This is a genomic window from Variovorax sp. J22P240, assembly GCF_030316855.1.
GTDB lineage: Bacteria > Pseudomonadota > Gammaproteobacteria > Burkholderiales > Burkholderiaceae_C > Variovorax.
Genome location: NZ_JASZYR010000012.1, coordinates 160,321 through 177,360 on the forward strand (window position 1 = coordinate 160,321; position 17,040 = coordinate 177,360).

Sequence of the window (17,040 nt, forward strand, 5' to 3'; positions counted from 1 at the left end):
CGATCCTCAACGCCCCAGATAAACCTCGATGACACGCTCGTCGGCCTGGACCTCATCCAGAGTTCCCTGCGCGAGCACGGACCCATCGCACAGCACCGTCACGATCTCCGAGATGGTCCGGATGAAGCTCATGTCGTGCTCCACCACCATCAACGAATGCTTGCCTTTCAACGACAGGAACAGCTCGGCCGTCCGCGCGGTCTCTTCATCAGTCATTCCCGCGACGGGCTCATCAAGCAGCAGCAGCTTCGGGTCCTGCATCAGCAGCATCCCGATCTCCAGCCACTGCTTCTGCCCATGGCTCAGATTGCCCGCCAACCGCAACACGCTGCCTTCCAGATGAATGGTGTGCAGCACTTCAGCCAGCCGGTCGCACTGCGCCGAATCCAGCCTGAAGAGCATCGACGCCTTCACGCCCTTGTCCGTCTTGAGCGCCAGTTCGAGGTTCTCGAACACAGTGAGATGCTCGAACACGGTCGGCTTCTGAAACTTTCGTCCGATGCCCAGTTGGGCGATCTCGGCTTCCTTGTGGCGCAGCAGGTCGATGGTGCTGCCAAAAAAGACGGTGCCTTCGTCGGGACGCGTCTTGCCGGTGATGATGTCCATCATCGTGGTCTTGCCCGCGCCGTTCGGCCCGATGATGCAGCGCAACTCGCCCGGTGCGATGTCGAGCGAAAGCTTGTTGATCGCCTTGAAGCCGTCGAAGCTCACGCTCACGTCTTCGAGATAGAGGATGCGGCCGTGCGTCGTGTCCACTTCGCCCGCCGTCGTGTGTCGGCCGTAGCCTGCCGCGCGGCCGCCCGATTCGGTCTGCAGGGCGTGGTCGAAGGCGATGTGCCTGGCGACGCGTTCCGCGCCGGCGTCCATCAGGTCGGGGGTCATGCGCGCGCTCCCTTCGGTTCGACGGCAAGGGGGGGCGTGAGCGCAGCCGGCTCGACGCCCTGCTCCGCCGCCATGGCGCGCTGCACCTCGCGGCGGCCTTCGCTCGGCGCGGCCTTCTCCCTCGTCGCCCATTTCTTGACCAGGCCGACGATGCCGTTGGGCAAGAACAGCGTCACGGCAATGAACAGTGCCCCGAGGAAGTACAGCCAGTACTCGGGATAAGCCACGGTGAGCCAGCTCTTCGCCCCGTTGACGATGAAGGCGCCGATGATCGGCCCGATCAGCGTCGCGCGACCGCCGACCGCCGCCCAGATCGCGATCTCGATCGAGTTGGCCGCACTCATCTCGCCGGGGTTGATGATGCCGACCTGCGGCACGTAGAGCGCGCCGGCCACGCCGCACATGACGGCAGAGATGACCCAGATCGTGAGCTTGTAGCCCAGCGGGTTGTAGCCCGAGAACATCACGCGCGACTCGGCATCGCGAATCGCCTGCAGCACGCGGCCGAATTTGCTGCCGATCAGCCACTTGGAGAAAAGGAAGAAGCCGAGCAGCGTCAGGCCCGTGAGCACGAAGAGCGTCATCCGCATCTCCTGCGTCGCCAACGGAATGCCCAGGATGCGCTTGAAGTCCGTGAAGCCGTTGTTGCCGCCGAAGCCCGTCTCGTTGCGGAAGAAAAGCAGCATCGCCGCGAATGTCATTGCCTGCGTGATGATCGAGAAGTACACGCCCTTGATGCGCGAACGGAAGGCGAAGAAGCCGAACACGAAGGCGATGAGGCCCGGCACCGCGACGATCAGGATGAGCGTGGCGATGAAGCTGTCGCTGAAGGTCCAGTGCCAGGGCAGCGTCTTCCAGTCGAGGAACACCATGAAGTCCGGCAGGTCGCTCTTGTAGTTGCCGTCGCGGCCGATCTGGCGCATGAGGTACATGCCCATCATGTAGCCGCCCAGCGCGAAGAAGAGGCCGTGGCCCAGCGAGAGGATGCCGGTGTAGCCCCAGATCAGGTCCATGGCCAGCGCGCAGATGGCGTAGCACATGATCTTGCCGACCAGAGCCACGGCGTAGTCGCTCATGTGCAGCGCGCCGCCGGGGGGCACCACGATGTTGAGCACGGGCGCGAGGGCGCAGACGACGATCAGCACGACGAAGAAGGTGGTCCAGCCCTTGCCGCTGAGCAGCGGGCCCTTGGAAGGAAGTACGACTTTGCTCATGCCTCGGCACTCCGGCCCTTCACCGCGAAGATTCCTTGCGGACGCTTCTGGATGAAGATGATGATGAAGACGAGCACCGCGATCTTCGCGAGCACCGCACCGGCCCAGCCTTCGATGAACTTGTTCAGGATGCCCAGGCCCATGGCCGCGTACACTGTTCCGGCGAGCTGGCCGACACCGCCCATCACGACCACCATGAACGAATCGACGATGTAGCTCTGGCCCAGATCCGGGCCGACGTTGCCGATCTGCGAAAGCGCGCAACCCGCAAGCCCCGCGATGCCGGAGCCCAGCGCGAAGGCGTAGGTGTCGATGCGCGCCGTATTGACGCCCATGCAGGAGGCGATCGGCCGGTTCTGCGTCACGCCACGCACGAAGAGCCCCAGCCGCGTGCGACCGATCAGCCATCCCATCGCGAGCAGCACCAGGCCCGCGAAGATGATGATGCAGATGCGGTTCCATGGCAGCGTCACGTTGCTCAGCATGGTGAAGCCGCCGCTCATCCATGCGGGATTCTCAACGCCGACATTCTGCGCACCGAAGAGCGAGCGCACCAGTTGCTGCAGCATCAGGCTGATGCCCCAGGTGGCGAGCAGCGTTTCGAGCGGCCGGCCGTAGAGGAAGCGGATCACGCCGCGTTCGAGCACCGCACCGACCAGCGCCGAGGCGAGGAAGGCAACCGGGATTGCCGCGACCAGGTACCAGCCGAAGGCCGACTCCGGGAAGTAGCGCTGGAAGATGCCCTGCATGACGTAGGTCGCGTAGGCGCCGATCATCATCAATTCGCCGTGCGCCATGTTGATCACACCCATCAGCCCGTAGGTGATGGCGAGACCCAGAGCGGCAAGAAGCAGCACCGAGCCGAGGCTGATGCCGCTGAAGATCGCGTTGATGCGGTCGCCCCAGACGAGCGATCCGTCGATGCTGCTGATCGACGAGACGATGGCCGCCTTGACGTCCGCTTCGGTCTCTTCGGCGAGGCGCTGGTTGAGCAGCAGCTTGGTGTCGGGGCTGCGGCTCTCTCCAAGGTCCTTGGCCGCGACCAGCCGCTTGCCCTTGTCCGCGCTGCTGAGCATGCTGGCTGCACGCACCAGTTCGAGTTGTGCCTTGATCTTCGGATTCGTTTCGGCAGCCAGCGCCTTCTCGACCAACGGCAACCGCGACTCGTCGGGCTCCTTGAACAGCGCCTGCGCCGCTTCCGCGCGCACCGCGTCGTCCTTGCTCGTGAGCTTGAGCGCAGCCTGCGCCGCATCGAGCGCGCCACGCATCATGTTGTTGTTGACCACGTCCTCGGCATCGTCGGGCAGCTTCTGCTCCGCGCCTGTGACCGGATCGTAGGCCTTGTCGTCCTTGATGACGAAGACCTTGCTCTCAGTGAACTTGACCGCGTCGTCCGACATCGCCTGGATGAAGGCAGCAGTCTTCTCGTCAGCCGTCGCAACGGCCTTGTTGAGCGCCGCAATGCGCGCTTCGGATTCGCCAGAAGCGATGGCCTTCGCCTCATCGGTCGTCAGCGCGTGGGCCGGAATGTTCGTCAGCAGCAACAGTGCCGCTGCGCAGAGGTAGATAAGACGCATAGATGTGTGACGGCCGTTCTCAGTTTCCAGAAACACCGCGGGCCGGCTCTGCCGGCCCGCTGGTGTTGCCCCCTGAAAGGGGGTGTCCGAGCCACACGAAGTGGGCGAGGCTGGGGGTTAGAGTGACTTTCCGGCAGGCTGGTCAGGCTTCTTGTCGTTGCCCTCGATGTACGGGCTCCACGGCTTGGCCTTGACCGGACCCGGCGTCTTCCACACCACGTTGAACTGGCCGTCGGCCTTGATCTCGCCGATGAACACGCTCTTGTGCAGGTGGTGGTTCTTCTCGTCCATCTTCGAGACGATGCCCGAGGGTGCCGTGAAGGTCTGGCCGGCCATCGCGGCGATCACCTTGTCGGTGTCGGTGCTCTTGGCCTTCTCGACTGCCTGCTTCCACATGTGGATGCCGATCCAGGTGGCTTCCATCGGGTCGTTGGTCAGCGGCTTGTCCTTGTGGCCGGCGATGTTCTTGGCCTTGGCGTAGTCGCTCCATTGCTTGATGAACGCCGTGTTGGTCGGGTTCTTGATGCTCATGAAGTAGTTCCACGCAGCCAAGTGGCCGACCAGCGGCTTGGTGTCCACGCCGCGCAGTTCTTCCTCGCCGACCGAGAAGGCGACCACAGGCACGTCCTTGGCCTTCAGGCCGGCGTTGCCGAGTTCCTTGTAGAAGGGCACGTTGGAGTCGCCGTTGATGGTCGAGACCACTGCGGTCTTGCCGCCGGCCGAGAACTTCTTGATGTCGGCGACGATGGTCTGGTAATCGCTGTGGCCGAAGGGCGTGTACTTCTCGTCGATGTCCTTGTCGGCCACGCCCTTGCTCTTCAGGTAGGCACGCAGGATCTTGTTGGTGGTGCGCGGATAGACGTAGTCGGTGCCCAGCAGCACCCAGCGCTTGGCGCCGCCGCCTTCCTTGCTCATCAGGTAGTCGACGGCCGGAATGGCTTGCTGGTTCGGCGCGGCACCGGTGTAGAACACGTTCTTGCTGAGTTCTTCGCCTTCGTACTGCACGGGGTAGAACAGCAGGCCGTTCATTTCCTCGACGACCGGCAGCACCGACTTGCGCGAGACCGAGGTCCAGCAGCCGAAGATCACCGAAACCTTGTCCTGGCCGAGCAGCTGCTTGGTCTTTTCAGCGAAGAGGGGCCAGTTGGAAGCCGGGTCGACCACCACGGGCTCGAGCTTCTTGCCGAGCACGCCGCCCTTGGCGTTGATGTCATCGATGGCCATCAGCACCGTGTCCTTCAACACGGTCTCCGAGATCGCCATCGTGCCGGAGAGCGAGTGCAGCACGCCGACCTTGATGGTGTCCTGTGCGAAAGCAGGCGCGGCAGAAAGGCTCGCCAGAGCGACAGCGGCGGTGAGCGCCTTGAGGGTGAAACGACGTTGCATGGTGATTTCCTTCTCCTGGTGTGGTGTGAACGATGGAGAGGAGTCTGCGGAAGAGGTCTCGGGGCGGGAATACGCCGGGTGGCGTACGGGGGTTTGCTCGCCCCCAGGTCGGGCTCACTGCGTGTAGCCCTCCCACCCCCTGCCGGGGGCGAAGCCGGCGGCCCGGCAAAGCCGGTTCCGCGGCTGCCCCCGATGTGCGCGCACCTCTGTTTCCCGGCCGGCGAAGCCAGGGCCGCCGGTTGCCCCCGGTCGGGGGTGTCCGAGCCACACGAAGCGGGCAAGGCTGGGGGCGAGCTAGAAGGCTCTAAAAGAACCCTCGCGCGTAATTGATCGGTGCGTGGTCCGCCAACTCGCGCAGCAGCACGGCGCCGGGCTTCCATGCATGTTCCGTCGCATAGCGGGCGCGGCCCTCGATGCGATCTGCCTCGATCATGGGCGGCGCCGGATCGTCGACGCAGACGCCGTCCAGGCAGGTGATGTAAGTCACCGCGCCGGCATGCGCATAGAACGACAGGGCCGGCGGCAACTGCGTCACCACGTCGCATCCATCGACGAGGCGCACGATGTTCGTCTCCGCCAGCGCCGCCACGAAATCCGCGTCACCCACGCGGGGTGAGCCGAGCGTAACGAGCAATTCCGGCCGCAGCACTGTCGTGGTCAAGGTGGCGAGCGCCGCACCCAGACTGTGGCCGGCAAGGATCAGGCGGCTTCGGCTGATTCCCTCGCCCGCCAGCCATTCGCTCAACTGCGGCATGACGCCACGTGCCGCCTTGGCGAAGCCGGCGTGCGCTCGGCCGCCGCTTTCGCTCCAGGCCGACTGCTGCGCCTGCAGATTGGTCGCGAGGTGGCGGATTTCATCGGGCTGGGTGCCGCGGAAGGCGATGAGCGCACTGCGGTCGCCTGCATGCAAGGTGCCGAACGCAAAGGTCGCGCCATCCAGGAACAGCGTCGGGGCACCGAAGCCTGCGTTGGCCAGCGCGTCGGTCAGTCGCAGTTGCTCGGCCTCGGACGTCTCGGCGCGGTAGTACGCCAGGCGGGAAGCCTCGATGGCCCATTGCGTGGGCGTGTAATTGCGGCCCTGCTCGAACAACGCCTCATGCCGCTCGGGCGAATAAAGCGCCGATCGGCTTGCGTCGTAGGAGATGAGGGGCATGGGCTGGAGCCTCGCGCATCCACTCTACTGCGGTTCCCCGGCCAACCGGAACTGCCGCGACGCGAACGCCCACACGAGCTTGGTCGCGTCGGGGCCGGAGGCGTCGGTGAAGAGCATGCTAGGCACGCCACCGCTCCAGGCATGCCCGAGCCCCGCGATTTCGCACAACGAGACCACGGTACGGCCCCGGCGCGTGTAGTCAGTGATGCGCATGGCGTGGCGCTTGCCGCGCTGCAGCACCCGGCTCGTGCCGGGCCGTGCGCCGGTGGCCACGGCCCAGACCTCGGCGGTGCTGCCGGCATTGCTGGCCGACACGACGGTATCGGCATCGCCATGAAGGATCAGCAGGGGCGGCAGCGTCGTGAACGCCGCTGCGGCGCCCATGGCCTTGCCCACCGCCGTCGCCGGCATGGGCGGCACGTGCTGCCCCCGCATGGCGCCGAGTGCCGTGGCGGGCGACTTGGCCGCGCCGGGCGCCACGCCGGAGTGCATGGCCAGTGCCTTGAAGCGCAACGGATACCGCGTCGCCAGGAGGGCCGCCATGCTGGCGCCGGCCGAAAGACCGGCGAGCGCCGTGCGCTCACGGTCCACGGGATAGAGCATCTGAACCTGGTCGATCGCCGCGATCAGCGTCGCCGCTTCGGCGTCGGCCTTGCCTGAGCGGCGGTCGTACCAGTTCCAGCAGCCTTGCGCGTTGGCAAGTCGGTCCTGCTCGGGGTAGAGCACCAGGAAGCGTTCTCGCGCGGCGAGCCGGTTCATGCGGGTACTGACGGCAAAGTCGCGCCCGGTCTGGCCGCAGCCGTGCAGCATGACCATCAGGGGCAGCTTTTCGCCGAGCTGCAGATGCAGGTCCGGCGGACGGTAGACGTGATAGCGCCGCGCGCCGGCCGGACCCAGTGCCACGCCCGGAAGCCAGTCCCCGCTGCCGGGCGGCGGCTTGAGCTGCTTCGCTGCCGCGCGCTGGACCTGGTTGGCGATGCGCTTGCTGCTACCCAACGTGGCCTTGGTGAGCGCCTTGAGGTTGCGCTGATAGGCACGCGTGAGCGGGGAAAGGAGGCGGCGGGGCATCGAAGTGCGCGTGGGTCGGTCGACGCACGGTAGCAGCTTCGACCGCACCTTTCCACCCAAACGAGCCGCTCATCCGGCCGGCCGCTCGGGTCAGTACACCTCGGGAACGTACATGTCGGCCGGCACCGGGTGGCGCAGGTAGTCCTCATTGCGCACGCGCGCCGGCAAGGTGATCGGCGCGTGTTCGACCTCCTGGTAGGGCAACTGGCCCAGCAGATGGGTGATGCAGTTCAGGCGGGCCTTTTTCTTGTCGACCGCCTGCACGACCCACCAGGGTGCCTCGGGGATGTGGGTGCGGTCCAGCATCGTCTCCTTGGCCTTGGTGTATTCCTCCCAGCGGCGGCGGGATTCCAGGTCCATCGGGCTCAGCTTCCACTGCTTGAGCGGGTCGTGGATGCGGCCCAGGAAGCGCATGTGCTGTTCTTCGTCCGTGATGGAGAACCAGTATTTGATGAGCTTGATGCCCGATCGCACCAGCATCCGCTCGAAGTCTGGAACGGTGCGGAAGAACTCCTCGTATTCGTCGTCGGTGCAGAAGCCCATCACCCGTTCGACGCCCGCGCGGTTGTACCAGCTGCGATCGAACAGCACCATCTCGCCCGCGGCGGGCAGATGCGCCACGTAGCGCTGGAAATACCACTGGGTGCGTTCGCGGTCGTTGGGCGCCGGCAGCGCGGCTACGCGGACCACGCGGGGATTGAGCCGCTGCGTGATTCGCTTGATCACGCCACCCTTGCCAGCCGCATCGCGCCCCTCGAACAGGATCACGACCTTCTGCCTGCTGTGCTGCACCCAATCCTGCAGCTTGACCAGCTCGCCCTGAAGGCGAAACAGCTCCTTGAAATAGGCCTGCCGGCCGGCCTTGTCGGTGATCCTGCCGGATTCGAGCTCGTCGAGGCTGCGGTCCTCGAGTTCGAGTTCGATCTCCTCGTCATAGCTGTCGATCAGGTCGCGCGCGATGCGCTCGATCAGGTCGTCCTGGTCTCCGAGGGTGGTGGGCAGCGTCATGGTCGTTCTCTGGATGAAGGCAAGGGAAAACCGCATGCTCATCCCGCAGCATGACTGTCATGTGACAGAAAGTGTGCCCACTCGGCGTCGTCACACGGCTGACACACGCCCCGGCCAGGATGGCGCGTTCATGACAAGGACACCCTGAGTTTCAATGGCCGGCGCGTATGGAAGCGACGAAGCCGGACTGATCTGCGGCTACCTGTTCGATGCGGACTCGCCCGAGCCGTCGCGCTCCGTCGATTCGCCGCAGGCCGCCGAATGGCTCGCCCGGCACGGCAATGCGGGCCCGCAAACAGGCGGTGCCTACATGTGGCTCCACTTCAACCTGAGCCATGCGCAGGCCGAACGCTGGCTGCTGCGGCATGCCGGTCTCTCCGACCTGTTCTTCGAGACGCTCAAGGAAGGACTGCACTCGACCCGGATCGAGCGCGCCGACGACTCGCTGATCGCCGTCATCAACGACGTGCATTTCGAATTCAGCTTCGAGCCCTCGGACATCTCGACCTTGTGGATCAGCGTCGGCCCGCGCCTGGTGGTGACGGCGCGCACGCAGCCGCTGCGCTCGGTCGATGCGCTGCGCACGGCGGTAAAGGCCGGTGACGCGCCGCGCTCCAGCACCGAACTGCTCGAACACCTGCTGCGGGTGCAGGCCGACGTGCTGGTAAACATCGTGCGCGGCGTGACGACGCGCATCGACCGCATCGAGGACGAACTGCTGGCCGGCCGTCTCGATCACAAGCGCGCGCGGCTGGGCGTGCTGCGCCGCGTGCTCGTGCGGCTGCAGCGCCTCCTGGCACCAGAGCCGGCCGCCCTCTTCCGCTTGCTTCAGAACCCGCCCGCCTGGATGGCCGAGCCCGATGCCCAGGAACTGCGCGGCTCGACCGAGGAGTTTTCAGTGGTGCTGCGCGACATGGGCGCTCTGCAGGAGCGCATCAAGCTCCTGCAGGAAGAGATCGCCGACAACGTGAACGAGGACAACAACCGCAGCCTGTTCGTGCTCACCGTGGTGACGGTGCTGGCGCTGCCCATCAATATCCTCGCCGGGCTGTTCGGCATGAACGTGGGCGGCATTCCACTGGCCGAGCACAAGCATGGGTTCTGGATCGTCGTGGCCATCGTGCTGAGCTTCACGGCTGTCGCGGCATGGGTGGCCTTCCGCAAGAAGCGCTGAGGGGCAACGGCGGCATCCGCAAGGCCGGAGCCGCACAAGTGCTATCCATTTGGTAGCAGCTTCCGCAGACGCCATGCGCTCTGCAAGCCTTTTCGAGAAAGAATAAGATCGCGGAGTGACTTCCATCCTCAACGCCGACCTGCACTGTCACTCCGTGGTATCCGACGGCACGCTGACGCCCGAAGCTTTGGCGGCCCGCGCAGCAGCCAATGGCGTCGAGCTGTGGGCCCTGACCGACCACGACGAAATCGGCGGCCAGCACCGGGCGGCGGCCGCGGCCCGCGAGCAAGGCATGAAGTACCTCACCGGCACCGAGATCTCGGTCACCTTCGCCGGCGAAACCGTGCACATCGTGGGCTTGGGCTTCGACCCCGACGACGCGGCCATGAGCGAAGGCCTCTACGACACACGCGGCGGCCGCGGCAAGCGGGCGCAGGAGATGTCCGAGGGGTTGGCCAAGGTCGGCATCCACGGCGCCTATGAAGGAGCGCTCAGGTTCGTTGGCAATCCCGAACTCATCTCGCGCACCCATTTCGCCCGGTTTCTGGTGGAAGCGGGCCACTGCAAGGACACCTCCGAGGTATTCCGCAAGTTCCTCACCGAGGGCAAGCCCGGCTACGTGCCGCACCGCTGGGCCACGCTGAAGGACGCGGTGCAGTGGATCACCGCCGCGGGCGGGCTCGCCGTGATCGCCCATCCCGGGCGCTACAAGTTCACCGCCAATGAGGAATACGCGCTCTTTGTCGAATTCAAGGCGCATGGCGGCAAGGCGATCGAGGTCGTGACCGGCAGCCACACGCCCGCCGAGTACGTCGAATACGCGGACAAGGCGCTGGAGTTCGGCTTTGCCGCCTCGCGCGGCAGCGATTTCCACAGCCCCGACGAAAGCCATTGCGACCTCGGCAAGCTGCCCTGGCTCCCGGGCAAGCTCACGCCGGTGTGGGAATTGCTGGAGCACCGCATCCAGTGAGCGCGTTGGAAAGCGGCGGCATCGCCGCGAGAAAGAGCACGCGCGACCTCGAATCGGAGCGCATCCTCGCCGGCATCGGCCTCGTGCTGCTCGCCGTCGCGTGCTTTGCCACGCTGGACACCGCTACCAAGCTCTCGACGGCTGCCGTGCCGATCCTGATGGGCGTTTGGGTGCGCTATGCCTTCCAGGCGGTCGCGACGACGCTCGTGCTGCTGCCGAAGCACGGCCCGCGACTGCTGCGCACGCAGCACCCCAAATACCAGTTGCTGCGCGGCGCCCTGCTGCTCGCGTCGAGCACGCTGGCCTTCCTGAGCCTGCGCTACATGCCGTTGGCGGAGTTCACCTCGATCGTGCTGATCGCGCCATTGGTCATCACGTTGCTGGCCGCGACCACCCTCAAGGAACAGGTGTCGCCACTGCGCTGGGCCCTGGTAGCGGGCGGTTTCGCCGGTACGCTCGTGATTCTGCGGCCGGGCGGCGAGGCGTTCAGCTGGGCGATGCTGCTGCCGATCGGGCTGGTGCTGACCAACGCCTGGTTCCAGGTGCTGACCAGCAAGCTGGCACGCACCGAGAACCCGCTCACGATGCATTTCTATACCGGCTGGGTGGGCGCGTTGCTCGCGTCGGTCGCGCTGCCCTTCGCGTGGACGACCCTGCCCTCGTGGCACTGGTGGGCGTTGCTGTGCCTCATGGGGTTCATGGGGACGGTGGGCCACTTCATCCTGATCCTCGCCTACCAGCGCGCGCCGGCATCGACGCTCACGCCCTATCTTTATGCGCAGATCGCGTTCGCGATGCTGGGCGGCTGGCTCATGTTTTCGCAGATTCCGGACACGATCTCGTTGACCGGCATGGCGCTGATCGCCATCTGCGGCGCCGCCGGCGCTTGGCTCACGGTGCGCGAACGTCGCGTGCCGATCGAGCCGGCGGAGTCCTGAGGCCCGATACTTTGCACCTTCAGATCCAGTGACGCCATGGCCCAGTACTTCGAAGTCCATCCCGACAATCCCCAGCAGCGCCTGCTGAAGCAGGCCGTGGCGCTGCTTGCGCGCGGCGAGATCGTCGCCGTGCCGACCGACTCGAGCTACGCGCTGGCCTGCCATCTCGACGACAAGGATGCGGTCGACCAACTGCGGCGCATTCGCCAGGTCGACGAGAAGCACCACCTGACGCTGATCTGCCGCGACCTGAGCGAGCTTTCCAACTACGCGCGGGTCGACAACAAGCAATACCGGCTCCTGAAGGCCTCCACGCCTGGCCCCTACACCTTTCTCCTCGAAGCCACCAAGGAAGTGCCGCGGCGCGTGAGCCATCCCCAGCGCAAGACCATCGGCCTGCGCGTGCCCGACCACAGGGTGCTCGGCGAACTTCTCATGCTGCACGGCGAGCCATTGCTGGCGACCACGCTCATCCCTCCCGGCGAAACCGAGGCCCTGAACGACGCCGCGGAGATCCGCGAGCGCTTCGAAAAGCAGATCGGCGCCGTGATCGACTCCGGCGCCTGCCCCTCGGAACCGACCACCGTGGTCGACCTCACGCCGATGGGCACGGGCGGCGATCCCGTGCTGGTGCGGCAAGGCCGCGGACCGCTCGCGGTGCTCGGTCTCTGAGTCCCGCAGGGGACAGGCAACGGTCTGAGACAATCCAGCGGTGGATTTCTCCAACCTCATCCAAACCGTCCTCATTTACGCACTGCCCGTGATCTTCGCGATCACCGTGCATGAAGCCGCGCACGGCTATGTGGCGCGCTACCTGGGCGACAACACGGCCTACGTGCTCGGCCGCGTGACGCTCAACCCCATCAAGCATATCGACCCCATCGGCACGATCCTGATGCCGCTGATGCTGTACTTCGCGACTTCGGGCGCCTTCCTGTTCGGCTATGCGAAGCCGGTGCCGGTCAATTTCGGCCATTTGCGCAATCCGAAGCGCGACATGATCTGGGTCGCTCTGGCCGGCCCCGCATCCAACTTCATCCAGGCGATCATCTGGGCCCTGTTCTTCTACGGGCTCGTCGGAGCAGGCATCAATGAACCCTTTTTCATCAAGATGGCGCAGGGCGGCGTGCTCGTGAACCTCGTGATGTGGGCCTTCAACCTGTTTCCCCTGCCCCCGCTCGACGGCGGCCGCGTGCTGGCTGGCCTGCTTCCGCGCGGCGGCGCGCAGAACTTTCTGGCGCGCATCGAGCCTTATGGCTTCTTCATCGTGATGGGTCTGGTCCTCGCGGGCATCGTCAGCACCTACTGGCTGAGGCCGTTGATGGGCTTCGGCTACGGCGCCATCGACCTGCTGCTCACGCCCATCGCCGCCCTGATCCGCTGAGTCTTCTCCCATGGCCTCGTCTTCTCCCGAAACCATTCGCTTCCTCACCGGCATCACGACAAGCGGTACGCCGCACCTCGGCAACTACGTGGGCTCGGTGCGCCATTCCGTGCGTTTCAGCCGCCGGGCCGATGTGCAGAGCTTCTATTTTCTGGCGGACTATCACGCGCTGATCAAGGTCGACGAACCTGCGCGCATCCAGCGCTCGACCCTCGAAATCGCGGCAACCTGGCTGGCCTGCGGCCTGGACCCCGAGCGCGTCACCTTCTACCGGCAGTCCGACATCCCCGAGATCCCGGAGCTGACCTGGTTCCTCACCTGCGTCACGGGCAAGGGCCTGCTGAACCGCGCCCATGCCTACAAGGCATCGGTCGACAAGAACACTGCAAAGGGCGACGACCCCGATGCCGACGTGAACGCGGGCCTCTTCATGTACCCGGTGCTGATGGGCGCGGACATCCTGATGTTCAACGCGCACAGGGTGCCGGTGGGCCGCGACCAGGTCCAGCACATCGAAATGGCGCGCGACATGGCGCAGCACTTCAACCATCTCTACGGCGAGCACTTCACCCTGCCCGAGGCGGAGATCGACGATGCCGTGGCCACGCTGCCCGGCCTCGACGGCCGCAAGATGAGCAAGAGCTACGACAACACGATTCCGCTTTTCACGCCGCGCGCCCAGTTGCAGAAGCTGATCGCCGGCATCGTGACCGACTCGCGCGCGCCCGGCGAACCCAAGGACACCGAAGGCTCCGCCCTGTTCCAGATCTACCAGGCCTTCGCGGACAGCGAGGAAACCGAGACCTTGCGCGCGGCCTATGCCGACGGCATCGGCTGGGGCGACGCCAAGCAGATCCTGTTCGAGCGCATCGACCGCGAGGTCGCACCGATGCGCAAGCACTACGAAGCCCTGTTGAACGATCCGGCGCAGATCGAGAAGGTCCTGCGCGCCGGTGCCGACAAGGCACGCGAGATTTCGCGTCCGTTCATGGCCGAGCTGCGCCACGCGGTCGGCCTTCGCAATCTGGCGACCCAGGACAAGACTGCAAGGCAGAAGGCGGCCAAGGTCGCACGCCCGAGTTTCAAGCAGTACCGCGAGAGCGATGGGCTTTTCTATTTCAAGCTGCTCGATGCGAGCGGCGCGCAACTGGTACAAAGCCGGGGGTTCGCGTCACCGCAGGAAGCGGGTCGCGCGATCGGCATGCTGCGAGAGCAGCGCGGGGCCGCACTTGCCCTACTCGCCGCACAGCTCGAGCCCATCGACAATGAAGGAACAAGTGCGGCATCTGCCGCGCTGGAGGCGCTGGCTGCCGACGCAGCAAGCGGGAGCTAATTCAAGTGACAGCCAACACGCGGCGATGGGCCATCCCCGACCTGCGGACACAGTGAGAAAACCATGAGTATCTATGTCATCGACGACCACCCCCTGATGCGCGACGCCATCGTGATGGTGCTGCGGCGCCTACGTCCGGCTGAGAACATCGTCGAGCTCGAGCGGCTGGACAAGCTGGCTGCCGCGGTCAAGCAGCACGGTGCGCCGGGCCTCTTCTGCCTTGACCTGAAGCTGCCGGACACGACGGGCGTTTCCGGCGTGGTCGAGGTGAAGCGTGCCTATCCGGACGTCCCGATCGCGGTGTACTCCGCATCGCCGTCGGCCGATATGGAAGAAGCGTGCATCGAAGCCGGTGCCGATACCTACATCGAGAAGTCGGCCAGCTCGGCCGAACTCACCGCGGTGCTGCGTGGGCTGCTGATGGCCGATACCGACGCCGAAGAGCCCGTTGCCGCTGCGAACAGCAAGCTGTCGAAGCGCCAGACCCAGCTGATCGCGATGCTGGACCAGGGCATGAGCAACCGCGATATCGCGACGGAGCTGGACATCAGCGAGCACACGGTCAAGGTGCACCTGTGGCGGCTGTTCCGCAGGCTCGGTGTAAAGAGCCGCACCCAAGCCCTCCACCACGCCCGCACGAACGGCTTGCTTTCTGGCTGACCGCCGCCCTGCGGCCCGGCGAAGCCGGTTCCGCGGCGGCTCATCAAAGGGGCACGCTACGCGACCCCTAGCCAACGGCCCCTGAGATGCGGGTTTGGGCTTGGGTCTCGTCGGCGTCGTGCAGTGCGACGCGAAAGACGCTGCCGCGGCTCAGGCGCGATCGGACGCTGACGGGGTGTCCCAATGCGTGCGACAGGCGCGCCACGATGGCCAGGCCCAGGCCGAAGCCGTCCGAGGTGCCGGCATGGTCGGCCACCTTGTAGAACTCCAGGAACACGTCGCGCAGATGCTCGCGCGCGATGCCGATACCCGTGTCCCACACCTCCACGCGAAGGCCGTCGCGGGTCTGCCTGGATGCCAGCAGGATGCCGCCTTCGGCCGTGTACTTGATGGCATTGGCGAGCAGATTGCCGATCATGCGGCGAACTCGGATCGGATCGGTCAGCACGGTGCCTGGGGTCACGTGCATGCGGAAGGCCAGCCCCTTGGCTTCCGCGACGGGGCGGTATTGCAGTTCGAGGTCGTGCAGCAGCTGGGCGACGTCGACGCGCTCGATGTGCAACCTCACCTGACCCGAATCGATCCGTGCCAGATCGAAGAGCGAATCGAAGAGCGCGTTGACCGCGTGCGTGGCCCGCACGATTTTCGGTGCGATCTCGGCGACGAGTTCGGGTTCGTTGCGCAGCCAGTCGGCATAGAGCGAGAGCGCCAGCACCGGCTGACGCATGTCGTGCGCGGCGCTGGCGAGGAAGCGGTTCTTCATCGCGACGGCTGAGACGGCCGCCTGGCGCTGCTGCGTGAGCGAGTTGATCAGGATGTGGTTGTGAAAGAGCAGTTCGAAGCTGTTGCGCGCCGTTTCGTGGATGCGCCGGCCCGCACGCAGCAGGAGCCACCAGTGCAGTCCGGGCAGCATCAGGAAGCCGTAGTGGAAATGCGGACGCTCGAAATTGAGCTCGATCATCCGCAGGAGGATCGCCGCCAGCATCGTGAAGAACAGCGTGTTCACGTAGCGCTTGAGCAGCGGCGGATGCAAGGCAAGGCCGTTGAGTGGGAAGGTCGCCACCCCGGCGACGATCAGCCAGCTCATGAACTGGTTCACAAGCGGCGTGCGCTCGAAGAAGATCAGTATCGACAGGCCCCAGGCGAACGCGCTCGTGCTCCAGAGCCAGCGATAGCGCTCGACGAAGTACTGCTGCGCGGCCGAATCCCGGTCGGCGTAGTGCCGTGCGTAGAGCTGCTCGCCCCAGATCCGGCAGCCCGTGGCGGCGATGCCGATGCAGAACCACACGATCAGTTGCCATGGCGGCACGTGCCCCCAGCTCAGCCCCACCATCGCCGGCATCAGCGCTGCCGCCAGCAGGTAGGAGCCACGGGAGGCCCGCATCAGGCTGCGGATCAGCTCGCCGCGCACCCACGGCTCGGCCTCGTCGGCCGAGGCCGGCGCGGGCGTGAGGCTGGCGAAGGACGAGTTGCCCAGCCCTGCGAACGACGAATTTCCAATCATGGCTTACCGCCCTTGTCAGCCCGGCCACAAAAAAGGCCCCTCGCGAGGGGCCTTGCATGTGCGGCGCTATGGCTCGCAAAATGAAACGCTAGACGGTATTTCGTACCGCTGCGGACCGCCACCTCTGGGTGGGTGCACATCTGCATGATCTTAATTGCCCGCGCCGGGGCCCTCGTTCCAATCGTTGCGGGATGCGTCGCGCGCGCACAACGAAACCCAAAGGCGCTCGGCCTATTTGCGGAAGAAATCACTTTGGCTCATGGCGCCTGCGCCGCCCATGCGGACAACGGGACCGACTTGTTCGATGACCCCGCGACTCGGTCCATGGAGCACGACCCCTTGCTCATACTTCGACCAGAGGCACTGACGCAGGAAGGCCATGGAGGTGTCTCTATCTAGACGGCGGCGACCAATTCGGGCACGGCCGTGAACAAGTCGGCTTCCAGGCCGTAGTCGGCGACCGAGAAGATCGGCGCTTCGGCGTCCTTGTTGATCGCCACGATCACCTTGGAGTCCTTCATGCCCGCCAGATGCTGGATCGCGCCCGAGATGCCCGCTGCGATGTAGAGCTGCGGCGCGACGATCTTGCCCGTCTGGCCCACTTGCCAGTCGTTCGGGGCGTAGCCTGCGTCCACTGCCGCGCGGCTCGCACCGAGGCCTGCGTTGAGCTTGTCCGCGAGGGGCGCCATCACTTCGGTGAACTTCTCGGCACTGCCCAGCGCCCGGCCGCCCGAGACGATGATCTTGGCGGCCGTCAGTTCAGGGCGTTCGCTCTTGGTCACTTCACGG

General features: G+C 65.4%; 16 protein-coding genes. 7 read left to right on the forward strand and 9 right to left on the reverse strand.

Annotated elements, in window-relative coordinates:
* Positions 1–6 precede the first annotated feature (6 nt).
* The 7 genes from urtD to ppk2 all read right to left on the reverse strand — a co-directional run bounded on the left by urtD (position 7) and on the right by ppk2 (position 8,288).
* On the reverse strand, positions 7–882 hold the full coding sequence (urtD, locus tag QTI24_RS24045) for an urea ABC transporter ATP-binding protein UrtD (RefSeq protein WP_286603856.1): 876 nt from the start codon (positions 880–882) through the stop codon (positions 7–9).
* A complete protein-coding gene (gene urtC, locus QTI24_RS24050; RefSeq protein WP_286603857.1) occupies positions 879–2,096 on the reverse strand; it encodes an urea ABC transporter permease subunit UrtC in 1,218 nt (405 codons plus the stop codon). The genes urtD and urtC overlap by 4 nt, the downstream gene beginning before the upstream one ends.
* Positions 2,093–3,673 carry an urea ABC transporter permease subunit UrtB gene (gene urtB / locus QTI24_RS24055; protein ID WP_286603858.1) on the reverse strand — a complete coding sequence of 527 codons (1,581 nt, stop codon included), beginning with the start codon at positions 3,671–3,673 and terminating at the stop codon, positions 2,093–2,095. The genes urtC and urtB overlap by 4 nt, the downstream gene beginning before the upstream one ends.
* A gap of 117 nt (positions 3,674–3,790) precedes the next feature.
* Entirely contained in the window at positions 3,791–5,059 is a 1,269-nt protein-coding gene (gene urtA / locus QTI24_RS24060) for an urea ABC transporter substrate-binding protein (RefSeq protein ID WP_286603859.1), read from the reverse strand.
* A 304-nt stretch (positions 5,060–5,363) separates the two neighbouring features.
* Positions 5,364–6,212 (reverse strand): lipase family protein, encoded by an 849-nt coding sequence (locus QTI24_RS24065; RefSeq protein WP_286603860.1) that lies wholly within the window; start codon positions 6,210–6,212, stop codon positions 5,364–5,366.
* Between the two features lie 24 nt (positions 6,213–6,236).
* Entirely contained in the window at positions 6,237–7,280 is a 1,044-nt protein-coding gene (locus QTI24_RS24070) for an extracellular catalytic domain type 1 short-chain-length polyhydroxyalkanoate depolymerase (protein ID WP_286603861.1), read from the reverse strand.
* Positions 7,281–7,370: 90 nt separating this feature from the next.
* Positions 7,371–8,288, reverse strand: a complete 918-nt coding sequence (gene ppk2 / locus QTI24_RS24075; protein ID WP_286603862.1) for a polyphosphate kinase 2 — start codon at positions 8,286–8,288, stop codon at positions 7,371–7,373.
* Between the two features lie 154 nt (positions 8,289–8,442).
* Here ppk2 and QTI24_RS24080 point away from each other — a divergent pair, with 154 nt between their 5' ends.
* From QTI24_RS24080 to QTI24_RS24110, 7 genes are all read left to right on the forward strand, one after another.
* Entirely contained in the window at positions 8,443–9,462 is a 1,020-nt protein-coding gene (locus QTI24_RS24080; RefSeq protein ID WP_286603864.1) for a transporter, read from the forward strand.
* A 115-nt stretch (positions 9,463–9,577) separates the two neighbouring features.
* Entirely contained in the window at positions 9,578–10,432 is an 855-nt protein-coding gene (locus tag QTI24_RS24085; RefSeq protein ID WP_286603865.1) for a 3',5'-nucleoside bisphosphate phosphatase, read from the forward strand.
* A gap of 5 nt (positions 10,433–10,437) precedes the next feature.
* The gene (locus QTI24_RS24090; RefSeq protein ID WP_286603877.1) at positions 10,438–11,370 is read left to right on the forward strand and encodes a DMT family transporter; all 933 of its coding nucleotides are present in this window, start codon (positions 10,438–10,440) and stop codon (positions 11,368–11,370) included.
* 36 nt (positions 11,371–11,406) lie between these two features.
* On the forward strand, positions 11,407–12,042 hold the full coding sequence (locus QTI24_RS24095) for an L-threonylcarbamoyladenylate synthase (protein WP_286603866.1): 636 nt from the start codon (positions 11,407–11,409) through the stop codon (positions 12,040–12,042).
* Positions 12,043–12,082: 40 nt separating this feature from the next.
* The gene (locus QTI24_RS24100) at positions 12,083–12,754 is read left to right on the forward strand and encodes a site-2 protease family protein (RefSeq protein ID WP_286603867.1); all 672 of its coding nucleotides are present in this window, start codon (positions 12,083–12,085) and stop codon (positions 12,752–12,754) included.
* Between the two features lie 10 nt (positions 12,755–12,764).
* A complete protein-coding gene (locus QTI24_RS24105; protein WP_286603868.1) occupies positions 12,765–14,087 on the forward strand; it encodes a tryptophan--tRNA ligase in 1,323 nt (440 codons plus the stop codon).
* A 63-nt stretch (positions 14,088–14,150) separates the two neighbouring features.
* Entirely contained in the window at positions 14,151–14,747 is a 597-nt protein-coding gene (locus QTI24_RS24110; RefSeq protein WP_286603869.1) for a response regulator transcription factor, read from the forward strand.
* Between the two features lie 67 nt (positions 14,748–14,814).
* On the opposite strand, the gene shkS is transcribed toward QTI24_RS24110, so the two are convergent.
* On the reverse strand, positions 14,815–16,251 hold the full coding sequence (gene shkS, locus QTI24_RS24115) for a surface-behavior sensor histidine kinase ShkS (protein ID WP_286603870.1): 1,437 nt from the start codon (positions 16,249–16,251) through the stop codon (positions 14,815–14,817).
* Positions 16,252–16,646: 395 nt separating this feature from the next.
* Positions 16,647–17,040: electron transfer flavoprotein subunit alpha/FixB family protein (locus QTI24_RS24120; protein ID WP_286603871.1), on the reverse strand; the 394-nt coding region annotated here is incomplete at its 5' end.